Annotated in this window: 16 protein-coding genes and 1 riboswitch; of the genes, 11 read left to right on the forward strand and 5 right to left on the reverse strand. The window is 42.6% G+C overall.

What is annotated here, in order from left to right; translation table 11 throughout:
• Positions 1-16: 16 nt before the first annotated feature.
• Positions 17-234: riboswitch (cobalamin riboswitch) on the reverse strand.
• Positions 235-457: 223 nt separating this feature from the next.
• The 6 genes from PP181_RS12070 (at position 458) to PP181_RS12095 (ending at position 5,738) form a co-directional block, all read left to right on the forward strand.
• On the forward strand, positions 458-1,606 hold the full coding sequence (locus PP181_RS12070) for an ABC transporter substrate-binding protein (RefSeq protein ID WP_272637306.1): 1,149 nt from the start codon (positions 458-460) through the stop codon (positions 1,604-1,606).
• A gap of 1 nt (position 1,607) precedes the next feature.
• The gene (locus PP181_RS12075) at positions 1,608-2,639 is read left to right on the forward strand and encodes a FecCD family ABC transporter permease (protein WP_154918936.1); all 1,032 of its coding nucleotides are present in this window, start codon (positions 1,608-1,610) and stop codon (positions 2,637-2,639) included.
• An 81-nt stretch (positions 2,640-2,720) separates the two neighbouring features.
• A complete protein-coding gene (locus tag PP181_RS12080) occupies positions 2,721-3,437 on the forward strand; it encodes an ABC transporter ATP-binding protein (RefSeq protein ID WP_246160885.1) in 717 nt (238 codons plus the stop codon).
• Positions 3,438-3,467: 30 nt separating this feature from the next.
• On the forward strand, positions 3,468-4,820 hold the full coding sequence (gene rmuC / locus PP181_RS12085) for a DNA recombination protein RmuC (RefSeq protein WP_154918934.1): 1,353 nt from the start codon (positions 3,468-3,470) through the stop codon (positions 4,818-4,820).
• A 4-nt stretch (positions 4,821-4,824) separates the two neighbouring features.
• Positions 4,825-5,190, forward strand: coding sequence for a 6-phosphogluconate dehydrogenase (locus PP181_RS12090; RefSeq protein WP_272637307.1), 366 nt, complete (start codon positions 4,825-4,827; stop codon positions 5,188-5,190).
• Complete coding sequence (locus tag PP181_RS12095) at positions 5,190-5,738, forward strand: acyl-CoA thioesterase (protein ID WP_272637308.1); 549 nt, start codon at positions 5,190-5,192, stop codon at positions 5,736-5,738. The genes PP181_RS12090 and PP181_RS12095 overlap by 1 nt, the downstream gene beginning before the upstream one ends.
• On the opposite strand, the gene pgl is transcribed toward PP181_RS12095, so the two are convergent.
• A complete protein-coding gene (gene pgl / locus PP181_RS12100; RefSeq protein ID WP_272637309.1) occupies positions 5,735-6,448 on the reverse strand; it encodes a 6-phosphogluconolactonase in 714 nt (237 codons plus the stop codon). The two genes, PP181_RS12095 and pgl, sit on opposite strands and share 4 nt — an antisense overlap.
• Before the next feature lie 11 nt (positions 6,449-6,459).
• A complete protein-coding gene (gene zwf, locus PP181_RS12105) occupies positions 6,460-7,995 on the reverse strand; it encodes a glucose-6-phosphate dehydrogenase (RefSeq protein WP_272637310.1) in 1,536 nt (511 codons plus the stop codon).
• Positions 7,996-8,127: 132 nt separating this feature from the next.
• On the opposite strand from zwf, the gene gndA reads away from it, so the two are divergent.
• The 4 genes from gndA to PP181_RS12125 all read left to right on the forward strand — a co-directional run bounded on the left by gndA (position 8,128) and on the right by PP181_RS12125 (position 13,306).
• Complete coding sequence (gene gndA / locus PP181_RS12110) at positions 8,128-9,540, forward strand: NADP-dependent phosphogluconate dehydrogenase (RefSeq protein ID WP_272637311.1); 1,413 nt, start codon at positions 8,128-8,130, stop codon at positions 9,538-9,540.
• 15 nt (positions 9,541-9,555) lie between these two features.
• Positions 9,556-9,897, forward strand: a complete 342-nt coding sequence (locus PP181_RS12115) for a ribose-5-phosphate isomerase (protein ID WP_272637312.1) — start codon at positions 9,556-9,558, stop codon at positions 9,895-9,897.
• A 174-nt stretch (positions 9,898-10,071) separates the two neighbouring features.
• Positions 10,072-11,601, forward strand: coding sequence for a M20/M25/M40 family metallo-hydrolase (locus PP181_RS12120; RefSeq protein ID WP_272637313.1), 1,530 nt, complete (start codon positions 10,072-10,074; stop codon positions 11,599-11,601).
• A 190-nt stretch (positions 11,602-11,791) separates the two neighbouring features.
• Positions 11,792-13,306 carry an NADP-dependent isocitrate dehydrogenase gene (locus PP181_RS12125; protein WP_272637314.1) on the forward strand — a complete coding sequence of 505 codons (1,515 nt, stop codon included), beginning with the start codon at positions 11,792-11,794 and terminating at the stop codon, positions 13,304-13,306.
• 69 nt (positions 13,307-13,375) lie between these two features.
• On the opposite strand, the gene carB is transcribed toward PP181_RS12125, so the two are convergent.
• Both carB and rpmH read right to left on the reverse strand, forming a co-directional pair.
• Complete coding sequence (gene carB, locus PP181_RS12130) at positions 13,376-16,228, reverse strand: carbamoyl-phosphate synthase large subunit (protein ID WP_154918926.1); 2,853 nt, start codon at positions 16,226-16,228, stop codon at positions 13,376-13,378.
• Positions 16,229-16,331: 103 nt separating this feature from the next.
• On the reverse strand, positions 16,332-16,493 hold the full coding sequence (rpmH, locus tag PP181_RS12135) for a 50S ribosomal protein L34 (RefSeq protein ID WP_084696363.1): 162 nt from the start codon (positions 16,491-16,493) through the stop codon (positions 16,332-16,334).
• Between the two features lie 245 nt (positions 16,494-16,738).
• Here rpmH and PP181_RS12140 point away from each other — a divergent pair, with 245 nt between their 5' ends.
• Positions 16,739-17,254 carry a DUF2892 domain-containing protein gene (locus PP181_RS12140; protein WP_272637315.1) on the forward strand — a complete coding sequence of 172 codons (516 nt, stop codon included), beginning with the start codon at positions 16,739-16,741 and terminating at the stop codon, positions 17,252-17,254.
• A gap of 13 nt (positions 17,255-17,267) precedes the next feature.
• Here the strand turns inward: PP181_RS12140 and PP181_RS12145 are convergent, their stop codons facing one another.
• Positions 17,268-18,227: a lytic transglycosylase domain-containing protein gene (locus PP181_RS12145; RefSeq protein WP_154918924.1), complete on the reverse strand. Its 960-nt coding sequence runs from the start codon at positions 18,225-18,227 to the stop codon at positions 17,268-17,270.
• Positions 18,228-18,270 lie beyond the last annotated feature (43 nt).

The raw sequence follows: 18,270 nt of genomic DNA on the forward strand, positions 1-18,270 counted from the left end.
ATCCCGAAAGTTTAACAATAGTTGTTTGAATCTGGCAGGTCTCCTGACTTGCATCGTATCGAGTTCCTTCCCGTTCCAGAATTCTTGGGAACAGTGGTTTTGTAGATTTCGATACGTACCGAATGCATCGGCGTAGCTTACAGTTGCGGGAACAGTTCCGGATTTACACCGGATTCCCTTTTAATCAATAGTCGGCATAAAGCAAACCATTGAACCAAAATTCGGGACGAAAGTAAAACTAATTTATTTATTCGCGCCTTTTCTTTCCCATTTTAATCGTCAACCAAATAAAACCGATAATGAAGTGCAGCAGGATAATACCCGCAATGATGTAGATAAGGGTGTTTGAAGATCCTCGCATGACCGGAATTTTGACCAAAGCTAGTAGAAGCGGTAGTAATAGAAAGTGACTTTTGTTACCTTGCAGCGATATTGCAACTGAAAAATCAATGCCACATTGAAGTACACTAGGGTAATTTACATTTTGGTTCTGCTAGGGGTTTGGAGTTGTAAGGAAACGCCCAAAACAGCAGATAAAACAACGGATTACACAGTAGTTCCCATTGAATATGCCAGGGGGGTTTCCATTGAAAAATCAGATACTGGCATTACCATACTTAAAATTACCTCACCTTGGCCTAATGCCGAAACGGCTTTTACCTATGCCCTTGTCCCCAAGGAAAAATTGCCCACTATAACCTTGGATTCTGATGCGTTTGATGCTATCATCGGCACTCCGGTTGAAAGCATCGTGGTGACCTCTACGACGCATATTCCCGCGCTGGAATCTTTGGACGTTTTGGATAAACTCATAGGCTTTCCGGATACGGATTACATATCCTCAAAACATGCCAGAAAGCGAATCGATGATGGCCAGATACAGGAATTGGGTAGCAATGAATCTTTAAATGCCGAAATGGTGTTGGCACTCAGACCCGAGTTGGTCGTCGGTTTTAGTATAAATGCCGAAAACAAAACCTACAATACCCTTCAAAAAGCCAATATTCCTGTAGTTTACAACGGCGATTGGACCGAGGAAAGTCCGTTGGGAAAAGCGGAATGGATCAAGTTCTTCGCGCCTTTTTTTGAGAAGGAAATGGAGGCCGACCGGATTTTTAAAAAAATTGCGAAAGACTATAACGATGCCGTTGCAATTGCCAAAAAAACGGGTACCGTACCCACCGTTTTAAGCGGTGCCATGTACAAGGATGTCTGGTATTTACCGGGTGGGGAAAGTTGGGCCGCCCAGTTTTTAAGGGATGCCAATGCAAACTATCTTTGGGCCGATACTCCAGAAACTGGCAGTCTTTCCCTGAGTTGGGAACATGCCCTGGAAAAAGGACAACATGCCGATCTCTGGATTGCACCAGCCCAATTCACCAGTTATATGCAAATGAAGGATGCCAGTACACATTATACTCAGTTCGACGCTTTTCAAAAAAGGAAAATATTTACTTTTTCCAAAACCAAGGGTGCCACGGGCGGAATCCTTTATTATGAGCTCGCACCTCAAAGACCAGATCTTGTACTAAAAGACCTTATCCATATTTTACATCCTGAGGTTTTACCGGAATACGAACCGTTTTTCTTTACCCCACTGGAATAAGTTGAGTCCGTCAAAAACATATAGGTTTCACTTCTTATTACTGGTTTGCATACTTTTCGTGTGCATTGTGGTCAATATCAGTTTAGGCTCCGTAGCTATTTCCTTTTCAGACACTCTAAAAACCCTTTTTGGTTTAAAAATTGACAATCCGTCTTGGGAATATATCATTTGGAACTATAGGGTACCTAAGGCTTTTACGGCTGTTTTAGCCGGAGCCGGACTCGGCTTGAGCGGATTGCTCATGCAAACCTTGTTTAGAAATCCGTTAGCGGGCCCTTTTGTCTTGGGCATAAGCTCGGGGGCCAGTTTGGGGGCAGCCATCCTTATCATGGGAATAACGTTGTTCGCGGGGGTGCTGTCAGCCACCTTCATAAATGATGTTTCCTTGGCCATTGCCTCCAGTTTGGGCAGTTTTTTGGTGCTTTTCTTGGTCATTGGAGTAGCGACCCGTGTAAAGGATACCATGGCTTTATTGATTATTGGATTGATGTTTGGCAGTATTACTACGGCGGTTGTAAGCGTGCTTTCTTACTTTGCGGATTCGGAAAAATTACAACAGTATGTTTTTTGGACTTTTGGGAGTATGGGTGGCCTTTCATGGCCGCAATTGGGTATTTTCAGTGCGATGATCCTTGTGGGAATCCTATTGAGCATAAGTACCATTAAATCCTTGAACGGATATTTATTGGGGGAAAATTATGCCCAAAGTCTAGGCGTAAACCTTAAAACATCCCGCTATTTGATTATCATAGCAACCGGAATATTGGCAGGAAGTATTACGGCATTCGCAGGTCCCATTGCCTTCATCGGTCTGGCCGTGCCCCATTTGACCCGGCAAATTTTTGACACTACGGACCATAAAATATTGGTTCCAGCGGTACTGATCTACGGTAGTTGCATTTTATTAATTTGTGACATGATCGCGCAGTTACCCGGTCAGGCAGCCGTATTGCCCATAAATGCCATAACCAGCATCATGGGTGCGCCGGTAGTCATTTGGCTATTAGTACGAAAAAGAAAGATGATTTTTTAATTAAGAAAGCATATCAAAAAGACAAAGGAAATAAACAGCGTTTTAGAAGTCAGGGATGTATCGGTGGGGTATCCCAATAAATTGGTATGCAAAAATATTAGCTTTTCGGTCGGTATTGGTAAATGCACGGCCATTGTTGGGGTGAATGGTATTGGGAAGTCGACCTTATTGAGAACCCTAGGAAAATTGCAACCACTCTTGGGAGGGAGCATTTGTATCGATGGCACTTCCATTGGGGAGATGAAGCCCCATCAATTCGCAAAAAGAACCAGTGTCGTCCTAACGGAACCGGTGGCCTCCAAAAACCTGACCGTACAGGAATTGGTCGCCTTGGGTAGGCAACCCTACACAAATTGGCTCGGTAATTTGACCCCTTACGATAGGAAAAAAGTGGGTGAGGCCTTGGATGTTTTGGAACTGAACGATCTGGGAGATAAAAAATGCTTTGAATTGAGCGACGGACAATTACAGCGTGTCCTTATAGCCAGGGCCTTGGCCCAGGACACCGATATTATCTTGCTGGACGAACCCACCACGCATTTGGACCTATTTCATAAGGTCAAAATTCTAAAACTGCTGAAATCTATTGCACATCATACCAATAAAACGCTTGTGTTTACGACACATGAAATTGAGATGGCCATTCAGCTTTGTGATACGATGTTGATTTTGGACGGAAACGAAAATCGGTTTGACCAACCTTGCAAACTAATTGAAAATAAGGCGTTTGAACGATTGTTTCCTACAGAAACCGTTCAATTTGATGCAGCTACGGGCACTTTTCGAATTCAGAAGTAACCTGTATCTTTACTCGAGTATTCAATAACGATGAACGAGACATTACTTTATATCATCATAGCAATCCTTTCCTTGGGAATTGGCTTTTTTTTGGGGCACTATATCCAAAATTTAAAGACCAAGTCCAGCCATAGTAAACTGGAAGAAGAAAACAGGCAATTGGAGCTTGCAAGGACCCAAATCGAAAATAAGAACCTGACCCTAGAGAACGAGCGTGAGGAACTCCGGTCAGAAAAAGAGCGGTTGGGCAATCAGATTGTGCGCTACCAGGCAGATTTGGAAAACCTCCAATTGAAGAATCAGGAGCAGAAAGAGGAAGTCGAAAAACTTCAGGAGAAATTCACCAAGGAGTTCGAGAATTTGGCCAATAAAATATTAGAGGAGAAAAGCCTAAAGTTCACGGAGCGCAACGAAAAGAATATCCGGAACATCCTACTTCCTCTCAACGAAAAAATACAACTTTTCGAAAAAAAGGTAGAGGAAAGTCAGAAGGAAAATATCAGTATCCATTCGGCTTTAAAAGAGCAATTACTGAACCTGCAGACCCAAAACCTGAAAATCACCCAAGAAGCGGAAAACCTTACCAAAGCTCTTAAAGGTGACAGCAAAATGCAGGGGAACTGGGGCGAGTTGGTACTGGAGCGTGTACTGGAAAAATCCGGTTTGGAAAAGGACCGGGAATACAGTGTACAGCAGAGTTTTACCCGCGAAGACGGATCCAGGGTAATGCCAGATGTCATCATCAACCTCCCGGATGGCAAAAAAATGATCGTGGATTCCAAGGTGTCCCTCACCGACTATGAACGTTATATCAATGCGGAGGAGGAATTTCAGGAAAAATTTCTGAAGGATCATATCAATTCGCTCCGTAGGCATGTGGACCAATTGTCCGCCAAGAAATATGAAGATCTCTACGAAATGGAGAGTCCGGATTTTGTCCTTATGTTCGTGCCCATTGAACCGGCCTTTGCCATTGCCATTAACAACGACAACACCTTGTACAATAAGGCTTTTGAACAGAATATCGTTATTGTTACCCCATCTACCCTATTGGCTACCTTACGCACTATAGATAGCATGTGGAACAACGAAAAGCAACAAAGAAATGCGATAGAGATTGCCAAACAGGCAGGCGCCTTATATGATAAATTCGAGGGATTTGTGTCCGACCTTACGAAAGTGGGTAAAAAAATGGACGAGGCAAAATCCGAATACAAAGGCGCCATGAACAAATTGTTTGAGGGTCGCGGTAATATCATTACGAGTATTGAGAAATTGAAAAAAATGGGCGCCAAGGCCAAAAAATCACTTCCTGAACCCATTCTCAAAAGGGCCAAAGAAGATGATTTTGAGGAAGAACAGGAACCTAGGTTAAATCTATAATTATATGAAGCGAATATTATTCCTCTTTCTTGGCGGTTGTGCGGTGCTGCTTGCCTTGATCTATGCCTTTATCTACTTTGTTCCCTACAGTGAGGGCGTGCGCTCTGGAGAACTTATAAAAATCAGTAATAAGGGTGTTTTGGTAAAAACTTGGGAGGGTGAAATAAGCCAAGGGATTTCCGGGGCGCAGATTTTTGCTTTTTCCGTATTGGATAAGGATAAGGAGGTCATTGAAAAACTAAAGGAATACCAAGGTCAGTACGTGAAAGTCAATTACACGGAGCGCTATGCTACCTTCTTTTGGTTGGGCGATACCAAATACTTTATAACCCATGTCGAACAGGAGCAATCCCCACATTTTAGAAACTAATGCAAGAATTTAAAACTGTAAAGGACTCCCAAGTTTCGATTACTGAGCTCATGCTGCCCTCCCACTCCAATTTTGGTGGAAAAGTACATGGCGGACATATCCTTAACTTAATGGATCAAATTGCCTTTGCCTGCGCGTCCAAACATTCACAACGTTATTGTGTAACTGCTTCGGTGAATCGGGTGGATTTTTTGAACCCTATAGACGTTGGGGAATTGGTTACTCTTAGGGCATCCATCAATTATACGGGAAAAACCTCCATGGTGGTTGGTGTTCGGGTGGATTCCGAAAATATCACCACGGGAAAGAAACGGCATTGCAATTCCTCCTATTTTACCATGGTCGCCAAGGATGAAAATGGGAATAGCGTTCCCGTACCTGGATTGATCGTGACGGACAAGCAAGGTGTTCGACGATTCGCCCGAAGCAAATACCGCAAACTGGAGGCAAAGGAACGGGATACCAAGTTTGAATCCTATAATTTTAAAGCCGACCAGTATTTGGTGGAGCTACAAAACGAAAACTGCAGATTGGAACTAGGTTCCTAAGAAATTTCCGAAGCTGCATCTTCGTCTAAAAACCATAACAATTCATTAGAACTTGGGTTTACCAAAGATGCTGGATATGCTTCGTATCCCGATTCTCGTTGGGTAATTATCCTCACTTTTTCAGATTTTCCAGCCCCGGTTACCAATAAAGCCACTGTTTTTGCGTGGTTGATGATTTTTCCGGTAATGGTTACCCTACGCTGCCCGGAATCCGGATGAATCGCGACTTCACAATTCATATCGGAATCCCATAATTGAATTTCGTGGGGAAATATGGAGGCCGTATGTCCGTCATCGCCCATACCCAATATGACCAGATCAAATTGGGGTATGCCGTCAACATGAGGAAGTTTCTCATCGAGCAATTTCGAATAACGTAGCGCTTCTTCATTGGGGTCATTCTCGCCCTTGATGCGGTGGATATTTGTTTCCGGTAGTTCGATTTTGGACAATAAATGGGCAACCGTCATCCTATAATTACTTTCGGCACCCGTTGGAGGCACACAACGCTCGTCGCCCCAGTAAAAATGAACCTTCGCCCAATCAATTTTATCCTTAAAGGAAGAAGCCAAGACATCGAACACTATTTTGGGTGTACTTCCCCCGGAGAGCGCAATATGTACTTTATCTCGTTCCTTAATAATTTTGGCCAAGAATTTCGAGAATTCAAGCGCTACCGTCTTTTTATCGGTATATACATTTAATTCCATACTGTAGTTGTTTAACAAAGAACACAATAGTTCTCATCGTCCGTAAGGTTCTCTCCTGGATTTCTCCAATACCCCTCCCCTTCAATCAATTCATCAGAATTTCTTGGGCCCCAAGTACCAGAGGGGTAGCCGTACATCCGCACGTCCTTTCCATTTTGCCAATAGTCCAAAATAGGATCTACGAATTCCCATGCGGCCTCCACCTCGTCTGCCCGGGCGTACAAGGTGGCATCGCCTTGCATAGCGTCTAAAAGTAATCGTTCATAGGCCTCCATTACATGCGCCTCCATCAAACTGGAATAATAGAAGTCAAGGTTGGCACGTTCTACTTTAAATCCTTGTCCCGGTACCTTGACACCAAATTTTATTAAGATACCTTCATCAGGTTGTATCCTGATAATCAATTTATTGTCCTTGTTCTGAATACCTGATTCTTTAAATATCTGATGGTGTGGACTCTTAAAATGTATGACCACTTCGGTAACTTTGGTAGGCATTCTCTTAGCGGTACGTACATAAAAAGGAACGTCCTTCCAGCTCCAATTGTCCACAAAAAATTTAATGGCGGCAAAGGTCTCCGTGGTGGATTCTGCGTCAACGTCCTCCTCTTCCCTGTAGCCCTTTACTATTTTTCCTTGAATATCTGATGCTATATATTGGGCACGGATGGTATTATCATGCAAAGTCTTTTCATCTCGCATAATCCTTAGGGATTTCAATGCCTTTACCTTCTCATCCCTAATTTCCTCCGGCTCGTCCCCTATTGGCGGTTCCATGACGATAAGGGATACTATTTGAAGTAAATGGTTTTGGAACATATCCCTAAGTGCCCCTGATTTATCGTAATAACCGCCGCGCTTTTCAACGCCCACACTTTCTGCATTTGTAATTTCTACATGTTTTATATAGTTCCTGTTCCATAAAGGTTCAAAAATACTATTGGCGAAACGGGTCACTAATAGGTTTTGCACCGTTTCCTTTCCCAAATAATGGTCTATACGATAAATCTGGGATTCCTTAAAATGCTCCTGAAGCCCTTGGTTCAAAGCTTTGGCGGTCTCCAGGCTATAACCAAAGGGTTTCTCGACTATCAAACGCTTCCATCCATTGTTTTGAGTGCTAAGGCCAGCCTCCGCCAAGTTTTTGGCAATGGTTTCGTAAAGCCTTGGAGGAGTGGATAAATAATACATAATATTACCCTGTGTTCTCTTTTCATCGTTCAATTGGCCTACCCGTTCTCTCAAAGAGGCATAATCCACACCATAGGATTCACCAAGGTCTTGATAGAAAAACATTTCCGCAAACTTCTTGGTTTTGGCTTCGTCAGAATTTTTCAGCTTTTCCTTTAAATAGTCGCTTTCTAGTACAACTTGGTTTCGAAAATCCGCATCTGTCATATCACTTCTGCTCGTTCCCAACACAACAAAATGCTCGGGCAATTGGTCTTCAGCGTAAAGGCTGTACAATGCCGGCACCAATTTCCTTGCGGTCAGATCCCCAGAAGCACCAAAAATGACCAACATTTGATTTTCCGTTTTCCTCTTCATCAATTTTTTATTTGAAGCCTAAAAGTATCGAAAACCATTGCCAATACCAATGAGTTGGTTTGAATATGCAGGGAATTATAGATATTTTTCGCTTACTTTTGAAATAAAGGAGTTATCAGGAAATAACATTTTATGGATATGAAATATGATTTTGGCATGGTGGGGCTTGGTGTAATGGGCCGTAATTTTATTTTGAACGTATCGGACAACGGATTTACGGCTTATGGCAATGATTTGGACCCGGAGAAGGTAAATGCCCTTATTAAGGAAGGTGGGGATACAAGCAAAGTAAATGCGTCAACCGATAGCAAAACCTTCTTGGAAGCACTTTCTACCCCTAGAAAAATTATGCTGCTGGTGCCTGCTGGCAAAATCGTAGATATGGTCATTGAATCCCTTCTACCCAATTTGGATGAGGGCGATTTGATCATTGATGGAGGAAACTCCTTTTACACCGATACAGATCGACGGGAAGCTTACCTAGCCAAAAAAGGCATCAATTTCTTTGGTGCCGGCGTTTCTGGTGGCGCCAAGGGAGCCCGTAAAGGTCCAAGCATCATGCCAGGTGGAAACAGGGAAGCCTATCAGCATGTAAAACCGATTTTTGAGGCAGTTGCGGCAAAATATCAAGGGGAACCTTGCGTAGCGTATTTGGGACCCAAATCGGCCGGGAACTATGTGAAAATGGTGCATAATGGTATAGAATATGGCCTGATGCAGTTAACTTCGGAACTCTATGATATACTAAAAAAGGGAGCTGATTACAACAATGATGAACTTCACAAAACCTTTGATGCATGGAACAAAGGTCGATTGCAGTCTTTTTTAGTGGAGATTACCTCAGAAATCTTTGAGCAGGAGGACGATTTGGCCGAAGGACGTTTGGTCGATCAAATCCTGGACAAGGCGAAGCAAAAAGGAACGGGCAAATGGACCAGCCAGAACGCAATGGATTTGGGTATACCCGTTCCATCCATAGATATTGCTGTAAGTATGCGCGAAATTTCGGCTCTAAAGGACGAGCGAATCGAGGCCGATAGGCTGTACGACCGACCCAAGGTGGAAAAAATGGATAAGGCCACCATGGAAAAATTGGCGGAAGAATCCCTGTACTTTTCCTTTATTATCACCTATGCCCAGGGATTACATCAATTGGCAGATGCGTCCAAAGAGTACGGTTACGATTTGAATATTGCAGAAATTGCCAAAATATGGCGTGCCGGATGTATCATAAGGGCCGGACTTTTGGCGGATATTTCGGAAGCTTTTGAAACCAACCCCTCGTTAGCAAATCTGTTGATGTCTCCAACTTTCGTCGAAAAGGTACAGGGCACGGTAGATTCGGCTAGGGAACTGGTCGCTTACGGAGCCAAAAATGGGATTCCGTTACCCGGACTTTCCAATTCCCTCACCTATTTTGACGCCTATACATCCAGTAGACTGCCCCTGAACCTGATACAGGCCCAAAGGGATTATTTTGGGTCGCACACCTACGAGCGATTGGACAGGGAGGGAATTTATCATACGGAATGGGAAAAGGAATAATGCGCTCTGTTGAATATGCCCTATAGTATCTACGTAGTAGAACTGCATAAAAAGGTTTTTACGGAACATAGAAAGTTTCGGGAAGCAAACCCTCAGTTCAATGGGGTTTTGGAATGCCTGTATGTAGGAATGACCAGTAAAACTCCCAAGGAGCGCTTTGAACAGCATAAAAACGGTGTTTTAAGTAAAAAGGGTGTAGATATTTCTTCCACTATCGTAAAAAAATATGGACTATATCTACGTGGAAGCCTTTATAACCAAATAAAACCTATTGCTACAAAGGAAGAAGCCCTAAAGATGGAACGTATGCTAGCCTTGGAATTACGTCGGAAAAGGTATGCGGTTTGGTTCAATTGAATTTGAAAAGGTTCGTTAACATGTTTCACCGAATTTCCCTTTCATTTGTAAGCCGTTTTCCAGTCATATTCGGAAGAACGTTTTTGATTTGGCAGCTGTATATTGATTTATAAGCTCCAAGCGAATCCGCATTTAAGAACTACATTTTACGTATTTTTCGTAAAAAATCACCAAATGTTCAAGTTAGTTCGCACCACCACACTTTTTATTCTAGTTTTTTTCCTAATCCCAAAGAAGCAATTCGGTCAAAAACTGCAAAGGGATCAAATTAAGGAACTAGCCCATCAATATACTATAACTTCCTTTCCAATGTTAAAGGAGCTTTTGAGTATTCCAAACGATGCATTTTTCAAGGAATACATAGAAAAAAACGTACATTGGTGTGAGAAAGCTTTCGGTAATAGAGGGTTTTCAACACAAAGATTGAAGACCACAACTGTTCCCTTATTACTTGCCGAAAGGAAACATAAAAATGCCAAAAAAACCGTTCTAATCTACTTACAGGTTGACGGACAACCTGTGGATTCCACAAAATGGTTTCAGCAGAGTCCATATATTCCAACACTAAAAAAATTGAACAATTCAGGAGATTGGGTTCCCATTTCTTGGGAATCTGTCAAGGATTATCATGATGATTGGCGCGTGTTCGCGCGTTCTGCGAGTGATGCAAAAGGTCCGGTTTCCATGTTTTTAACGGCACTGGATGCTACCAGTGAAAATGAAATTACCCCCAACTACAATATTAAGGTCATTATGGATTTTGAGGAAGAGCTGGGTTCCCCGCAGCTTCCAGATGCTGTAATCCGGAACAAAGACCTACTTTCTGCGGATATGCTAATTATTTTCGATGGCCCAAGACATATCACCAATAGACCTACCTTGACATTTGGGGCCAGGGGAATTGCCACCCTGCAACTAACCACATACGGTCCGGTTGTCCCCCAGCATAGTGGGCATTTTGGAAATTATGCGCCGAATCCGGCACTACGACTTTCCAGATTACTGGCATCCATGAAAGATGAGGAAGGGCGAGTAACAATCGATGGGTTTTATGAGGGTATCCAAATCGATGAAACAACGGAAAAAATACTAAGAGCCGTACCCGATAACGAAGAACAAATTATGGAAAGGCTACAAATAGCGGAGACGGATAAAGTGGGAACTTATTATCAGGAGGCCATTCAGTACCCATCATTGAATATTAGGGGGATGCAATCTGGATGGGTCTATGAGAAAGTTAGAACAATTGTTCCGGATCGCGCGGTAGCGGAATTGGATGTGAGACTGGTATTGGAGTCGGACCCAGAACGATTGATTAGATTGATCAAAGATCATATTAAATCCCAAGGATATGTGGTCATTGATCGGGAACCGACCAAGGAAGAACGGTTGGAACATCCAAAAATCGCTACCCTAACCCATGAAATTTCATACCAATCCTTTCGAACCGATTTTGATTCCGAAGTAGGCCTATGGCTTACGCGTGCACTTGAAAATGCCTTTGGAGAAACACCCATACGCATCCGTATGAGCGGGGGATCCATTCCTATCTCGCCCTTCGTCAACACTTTGGGCATTCCTGCAGTTACAGTCCCTACCGTAAACAGGGACAACAATCAGCACAGCCCTAATGAAAACCTAAGATTAGGAAATTACCGGGAGGGAATACAAACGATGATAGCCATCCTAAATGAAAGGTTATAAATGGACTTCAGATAGTATCAGGCATACTTCCTTTTAAAAACAAACCTTTGGGTAGTCAGAATTCTCAATACCAAGGAGGCTATAAAGTATCATTTTTATTTATAAAATATTTTAATGTTTATTATATTAAATATAAATAAAAATTTATGATTTAGTTTTAAGATCTTTGTTGGAAACAAAATCGACAAAGATGAGAAACAGTCCAGCAGTAGCGCCCGAGAAAAAAATACAACAAAGCCAAACGACCAAAATAGTCATCGCAGAAGGTGATGGAATTGGCCCGGAAATCATGAAGGCCGTTTTGAGAATTTTAAAGGCTGCGAAAGCAAACATAGAAACGGAATCCATCGAAATTGGCGAACAAGTCTATCTGTCCGGCAACAGTGCTGGAATAGACGAAAAGGCATGGGAAGCCATTTCCAAAAATAGTGTCATACTCAAGGCTCCCATTACCACGCCTCAGGGCAAAGGTTATAAAAGTTTGAACGTTACGTTGCGAAAGTCATTAGGGCTTTTTGCCAATGTTAGGCCCGTGAGTGCCCTACATCCCTATGTAAAGACCCATTTTCCAAATATGGACATTGTGGTTATTCGAGAAAACGAAGAGGACCTTTATGCAGGCATAGAACACAAACAAACGGATGATGTTGTGCAGTGCCTAAAACTGATTACTAGGCCAGGCTGTGAGAAAATCGTACGGTATGCCTTTGAATATGCGAAAGCATACAACAGAAAAAAGGTGACCTGTATGGTCAAGGACAATATCATGAAACTCACTGACGGACTGTTTCATACCGTTTTTAAGGAAATTGCCGCGGAATATCCTGAAATTGAAAGCAATTCCCAAATTATCGATATAGGATCTGCAAAATTAGCTACCGTACCAGAGGAATACGATGTCATTGTTACCTCCAACCTTTACGGGGATATCATTTCGGATATTGTGGCCGAAACTGCCGGCTCCGTTGGGATGGCGGGTTCTGCAAATATTGGAGGAAAAGTAGCGATGTTCGAAGCGATTCATGGATCTGCCCCCGATATTGCCGGTCTAAAGATTGCCAATCCATCCGGATTATTGAATGCCGCGATTCTGATGTTGGCCCATATCGGGCAGACCGAAGTGGCCGATACAATCAAAAATGCTTGGTTGACCACCTTAGAGGACGGGATTCATACGGCCGACATATTCCAGGGTAATATTAGCAAAATGAAGGTGGGTACCGAAGCCTTCGCGGATGCCGTCATCGAACGCCTTGGAAAAACTCCCAAAAACCTGCCCGTTAGCACGTTGGCTAAAGGTACGGGCAAAATAGAGATCCCCAATTACAAAAGAAAAGAAACAACTAAACAACTTGTGGGTGTTGATGTTTTTATCGATTGGAAAGGAGAAGACCCAGAAATGATTGGAGGGGGACTTATGAGGATCAAATCACACAATCTAAAGTTAAAAATGATTACCAATAGAGGCGTCAAAGTGTTCCCCGAGGGATTGAAAGAAACGTATTGCACGGATCACTGGAGGTGTCGCTTCGTCTCAAATTCCTCTACTATTGAAACCATGGAACCTCAATATATGGCCGTGGAATATGAACAGGTTATTGCCCTCTTGTCCAAATTGTATCAAAATGGATATGACGTAATAAAAACGGAAAACCTGTATGAATTTGATGGACAACGCGGTTTCTCCTTGGGACAAGGTGAGTAAATGGTTGTACTAAAGAAAAACCCATACCTTTTCGGGTATGGGTTTTTGTATTTTGGCTTTTAACGTATTTTATTTGCTCAAATACATCTTCCTTCTCGCATACAAGTTATAGAACTCGTCATCTTTTAAGCTATCAATGAACAGGATGCTTTCGCCGGTACTCTTCATTTCGGGCCCTAAGTTTTTATTCACATTCGGGAACTTGTTGAATGAGAACACAGGTTGCTTGATGGCATACCCTTCCAGATGCGGTTTAAAATCAAAATCCTTTATTTTCTTTTCGCCCAACATCACCTTGGTCGCATAGTTCACATACGGTTCCTTGTAAGCTTTTGCGATAAACGGCACCGTTCTGGAAGCCCGTGGATTCGCCTCAATGATATACACGATATCGTCCTTGATCGCAAATTGTATGTTAATAAGACCGACCGTATTTAAGGCCAAAGCAATCTTTTTGGTATGGTCCTTAATCTGTTGCATTACAAACTCCCCAAGGTTAAACGGTGGCAAGGTCGCATTGGAATCGCCCGAGTGAATCCCACAAGGTTCGATATGTTCCATAATACCGATGATGTAAACATCCTTGCCATCACAAATGGCATCTGCCTCCGCTTCAATGGCTCCATCCAGATAATGGTCCAGTAACAGTTTGTTGTTCGGGATTTTCCGAAGCAGGTCCACCACATGGGCTTCCAATTCTTCCTTATTAATGACGATTTTCATGCCTTGTCCACCCAACACGTAGGAAGGGCGTACCAACAAGGGAAAATCCAGTTCATCTGCAAGTGTCAACGCTTCCTCGGCCGTTTCCGCTACCCCAAACCTAGGATATGGAATATCGTTCTTTTTTAAAAGATCTGAAAAGCTTCCCCTGTCCTCGGCCAAATCCAAGGATTCAAAACTAGTACCAATAATCTTAATGCCGTATTTGGAAAGTTTCTCGGCCAGTTTCAATGCTGTCTGGCCGCCCAACTGAACGATCACCCCTTCGGGATTTTCATGACGGATGATATCGTAGATATGTTCCCAGAAAACAGGTTCAAAATAGAGTTTATCGGCCGTATCGAAATCAGTGGAAACGGTTTCCGGATTACAGTTGATCATAATGGTCTCGTAACCACATTCCGCAGCCGCCAAAACCCCATGCACACAGCAATAATCGAACTCTATCCCCTGCCCTATCCGGTTGGGTCCCGAGCCGAGAACCACGATTTTCTTTCTATCGGTCACTACGCTGTCATTCTCCACGTACCGTGTACCATCCGGCTTTTCGATCTCCTCCTCAAAGGTCGAATAGTAATACGGCGTCATCGCCTTGAACTCTGCCGCACAGGTATCCACCAGTTTGTATACCCTATTAACATTCAGCTCGGTACGCTTGTTGTAGACCTCACTTTCGTAGCAATCCAGCATATGGGCAATCTGCCTATCCGCAAAACCTTTTTGCTTGGCTTCCAATAAAAGTTCTTTGGATAGGGTCGCAATGGTATATTTTGATATCTCTTTTTCCAGTTGATATAACTCCTCGTACTGCTTCAGGAACCACATATCTATTTTGGTTATATCATGGATCCTGCTCAGTGGAATGCCCATCTGAATGGCATCATAGATGACGAATACCCTGTCCCAACTAGGTATGGTAAGCTTGCTAATTATCTGGTCATAATCCTTATACCCTTTCCCATCGGCACCTAAGCCATTTCGCTTAATTTCAAGGGATTGCGTTGCTTTATGTAAAGCTTCTTGGAAAGAACGCCCAATTCCCATAACCTCCCCAACGGATTTCATTTGAAGTCCCAAGGTACGGTCAGACCCCTCAAATTTATCAAAATTCCAACGGGGTATCTTTACGATCACATAATCCAAGGTAGGTTCGAACAAGGCCGATGTGGATTTGGTAATCTGATTCTCCAATTCGTCCAAGCTATAGCCAATGGCCAGTTTTGTGGCGACCTTTGCAATGGGATACCCGGTTGCTTTTGAAGCCAAGGCCGATGATCTCGAAACCCTAGGGTTGATTTCAATGGCTATGATATCTTCCTTTTCATCCGGACTCACGGCAAACTGAACATTACAACCGCCCTCGAAATCGCCGATACTGCGCATCATTTTAATCGCCATATCCCGCATTCTTTGGAAGGTCCTATCGGATAAGGTCATAGCGGGTGCTACGGTGATGGAATCACCTGTATGGATTCCCATGGGATCCATATTTTCAATGGTACAGATGATGACCACATTGTCATTCTTGTCCCGCAACAGCTCCAATTCATATTCCTTCCAGCCCATTAAGGCCTTGTCTATCATTACCTCGTGTATAGGTGAAATTTCCAATCCGTGGCTCAACAAAGCGTCAAAATCCTCGGGCCTGTAAACGATGGAAGCTCCTGCCCCGCCCAAGGTGTAGGAGGCCCTGATAACCAAGGGAAAACCGAATTCCTGAGCGATTTCCTTTCCCTTTAAGAAAGAAGTCGCGGTAGCCTGTGGCGCCATCCCAACACCGATTTTCAACATCAGTTCGCGGAACTTTTCACGATCCTCCGTAATATTTATTGCATCGATATCTACCCCAATAAGCTCTACGCCAAAATCTTCCCAGATACCTTTTTTATCGGCCTCTATACAAAGGTTTAGTGCAGTCTGACCTCCCATGGTGGGTAGTACGGCATCGATTTGTGGATGTGCCTTTAAGATTTCAACAATTGATTTTGTGGTCAAGGGTTTCAAGTAGACATGATCCGCCATGGAAGGATCGGTCATAATAGTGGCCGGGTTACTATTGATCAAAATTGTCTCTATACCGTCCTCCCTTAAGGAACGGAGGGACTGACTTCCCGCATAATCGAACTCACAAGCCTGACCAATAATAATTGGCCCTGAACCAATAATCAAAATTGAATTTAAATCTTTTCTTTTAGGCATTCCAATACTAGTTTCTCGTTATCTAAATTTTCAAAATTAGGTCAAAAAAAAGGTGCTGAACTTAAAGAAGCAGCACCTTTTTTTAAAAGTTATCTACAAGTCATTACTTTTTGTGTCGTGGCTCAGAGGATACGGTTAGTTTTTTTCTACCTTTTGCCCTTCTTCTGGCAAGAACCTTTCTTCCATTGACCGACGCCATACGCTCACGGAATCCGTGCTTATTTTTTCTCTTTCTCTTAGATGGTTGAAATGTTCTCTTACTCATCGCCTATATTTTTAATCGCTGAATGTTATCGTTTGAATTCCTACTAATGCATAGGTAAAACCGGGTGCAAATATACAAAGAGTTTTGTCTTTGGCAAGAGGTATCGAAAAAAATATTTTAATAAATCCATTCTTTCAAAAAGCTAGGTTTTCCCTAATTTTGCCCGAATCAAATTCCATGGGTTTATTGTTCTTGATCAATTCTAAATTATAGGCAAACCCAATTTATTTAAATCATATTTATAGATGTTCAATAAAAACATAAAACTTGTCATTGCCGGGCTTATCATTGCGTATGCCATATACCAATTTATAGAGGGAAATATAGGTAACGGAATTTTCTTGATTCTTCTCTCGCTCATTTTCATCTTCCTGTATTTTAGGAACGAAATTATCCTATTGGCCTTTTTAAGGATGCGGAAACAAGATCTTGCCGGAACCGAAAAATGGCTTTCCAAAATCAAAAATCCAGAAAGTGCCTTAATAAAAAAACAGCAAGGCTACTATAACTATCTTCATGGGATTATCCACTCCCAAACCAACCTGACCCAGGCCGAGAAATATTTTAGAAGAGCTCTGAAACTAGGCCTCACAATGGATTATGATGTTGCCATGGCAAAACTGAGCCTTGCCGGTATCTCCATGCAAAAACGCAGAAAAAGGGAGGCTACCACCTTGTTGAACGAGGCCAAAAAATTGGACAAGAACAATATGCTCACCAAACAGATCCGAATGATGCAGCAACAAATGAAGAAAATCTAAAAGCGTTCCTTAATTACTTTGTTTCCTTATAATATCCCTTATTTGGGATTTCAATAGCGTACTTTTTACGTGAACTATTATTAAGATGTGGTTCCCGTAGCCAAGGATTATGTCTTTTTAAAATTTTGTAGTTGATTTCATATTGCTGGGCAAAATCGGCAAAGCTGGCAACGGGTTCGTCGATTTCCACGGTAAAAGTGGGTACTGCGGTATAATAGTCGTCTTTTTCCAAATGAAATCCATATTTTTCGGGATTGGAAAGTATTTCCTTAATGGCAAGGATTCTAAATACGTACCTTCCTGTTTCATCGCCCAATAATAAATCCCAGTAGTTATCAACTTGCTGGATTCCCATATACTTATTGATAGAACCTGGACCTGCATTGTAGGCCGCCGCTGTCAAGGACCAACTGCCATATTTATCCTTCCATCTGTTTAAATATTTGCAGGCTACTTCGGTGGATTTTTCTAAATGGTACCTTTCGTCCACGTTGGAATTGATTTCCAGCCCATATTCCCTTCCTGTCTCCCGCATGATCTGCCAAAAACCGGTAGCTCCGGCAGGCGAAACGACATTGGTGAGTCCGCTTTCGGCAACGGCCAAATACTTAAAATCGTCAGGGATGCCATTTTTGGCCAGAATGGGTTCGATAACAGGAAAATATTTATGGGCACGCTTCATCAATAATAGCGCGTTCGATTGCCAATAAGTATTCACCAAAAATTCACGATCTATACGCTCCATAATCTCCGGATCTTCCTGGGGAACAATTTCGCCCGCGAAATTTAAATCTTGGGGGATATCAATAGATGAAATGCGGTACTCAGACGCAACGTTCTTTTCAATAGAATCATTGGCAACCACTTTTTTCGGGTCGTTATTTGAAAACTCGGTGGATTTCGTTGCAAAGACCAAGGTGCCAACAATAAAAAGCACACCGCAAAACATAAGAATATTTTTTAAAACTTTCATAGCCATAGAGGGTTTAGAGATATTCAAAGGTATTAATAGAACT

The sequence above is a fragment of the Maribacter sp. PR66 genome, assembly GCF_028464205.1.
Classification (GTDB): Bacteria; Bacteroidota; Bacteroidia; order Flavobacteriales; family Flavobacteriaceae; genus Maribacter; species Maribacter flavus.

What these genes read in the sequence shown, in the direction of transcription:
- rmuC (WP_154918934.1), top strand. Translation starts at nt 3,468, where the DNA reads ATGAACGAGACATTACTTTATATCATCATAGCAATCCTTTCCTTGGGA.
- PP181_RS12090 (WP_272637307.1), top strand. Translation starts at nt 4,825, where the DNA reads ATGAAGCGAATATTATTCCTCTTTCTTGGCGGTTGTGCGGTGCTGCTT.
- PP181_RS12095 (WP_272637308.1), top strand. Translation starts at nt 5,190, where the DNA reads ATGCAAGAATTTAAAACTGTAAAGGACTCCCAAGTTTCGATTACTGAG.
- pgl (WP_272637309.1), bottom strand. Translation starts at nt 6,448, where the DNA reads ATGGAATTAAATGTATATACCGATAAAAAGACGGTAGCGCTTGAATTC.
- zwf (WP_272637310.1), bottom strand. Translation starts at nt 7,995, where the DNA reads ATGAAGAGGAAAACGGAAAATCAAATGTTGGTCATTTTTGGTGCTTCT.
- gndA (WP_272637311.1), top strand. Translation starts at nt 8,128, where the DNA reads ATGGATATGAAATATGATTTTGGCATGGTGGGGCTTGGTGTAATGGGC.
- PP181_RS12115 (WP_272637312.1), top strand. Translation starts at nt 9,556, where the DNA reads ATGCCCTATAGTATCTACGTAGTAGAACTGCATAAAAAGGTTTTTACG.
- PP181_RS12120 (WP_272637313.1), top strand. Translation starts at nt 10,072, where the DNA reads ATGTTCAAGTTAGTTCGCACCACCACACTTTTTATTCTAGTTTTTTTC.
- PP181_RS12125 (WP_272637314.1), top strand. Translation starts at nt 11,792, where the DNA reads ATGAGAAACAGTCCAGCAGTAGCGCCCGAGAAAAAAATACAACAAAGC.
- carB (WP_154918926.1), bottom strand. Translation starts at nt 16,228, where the DNA reads ATGCCTAAAAGAAAAGATTTAAATTCAATTTTGATTATTGGTTCAGGG.
- rpmH (WP_084696363.1), bottom strand. Translation starts at nt 16,493, where the DNA reads ATGAGTAAGAGAACATTTCAACCATCTAAGAGAAAGAGAAAAAATAAG.
- PP181_RS12140 (WP_272637315.1), top strand. Translation starts at nt 16,739, where the DNA reads ATGTTCAATAAAAACATAAAACTTGTCATTGCCGGGCTTATCATTGCG.
- PP181_RS12145 (WP_154918924.1), bottom strand. Translation starts at nt 18,227, where the DNA reads ATGAAAGTTTTAAAAAATATTCTTATGTTTTGCGGTGTGCTTTTTATT.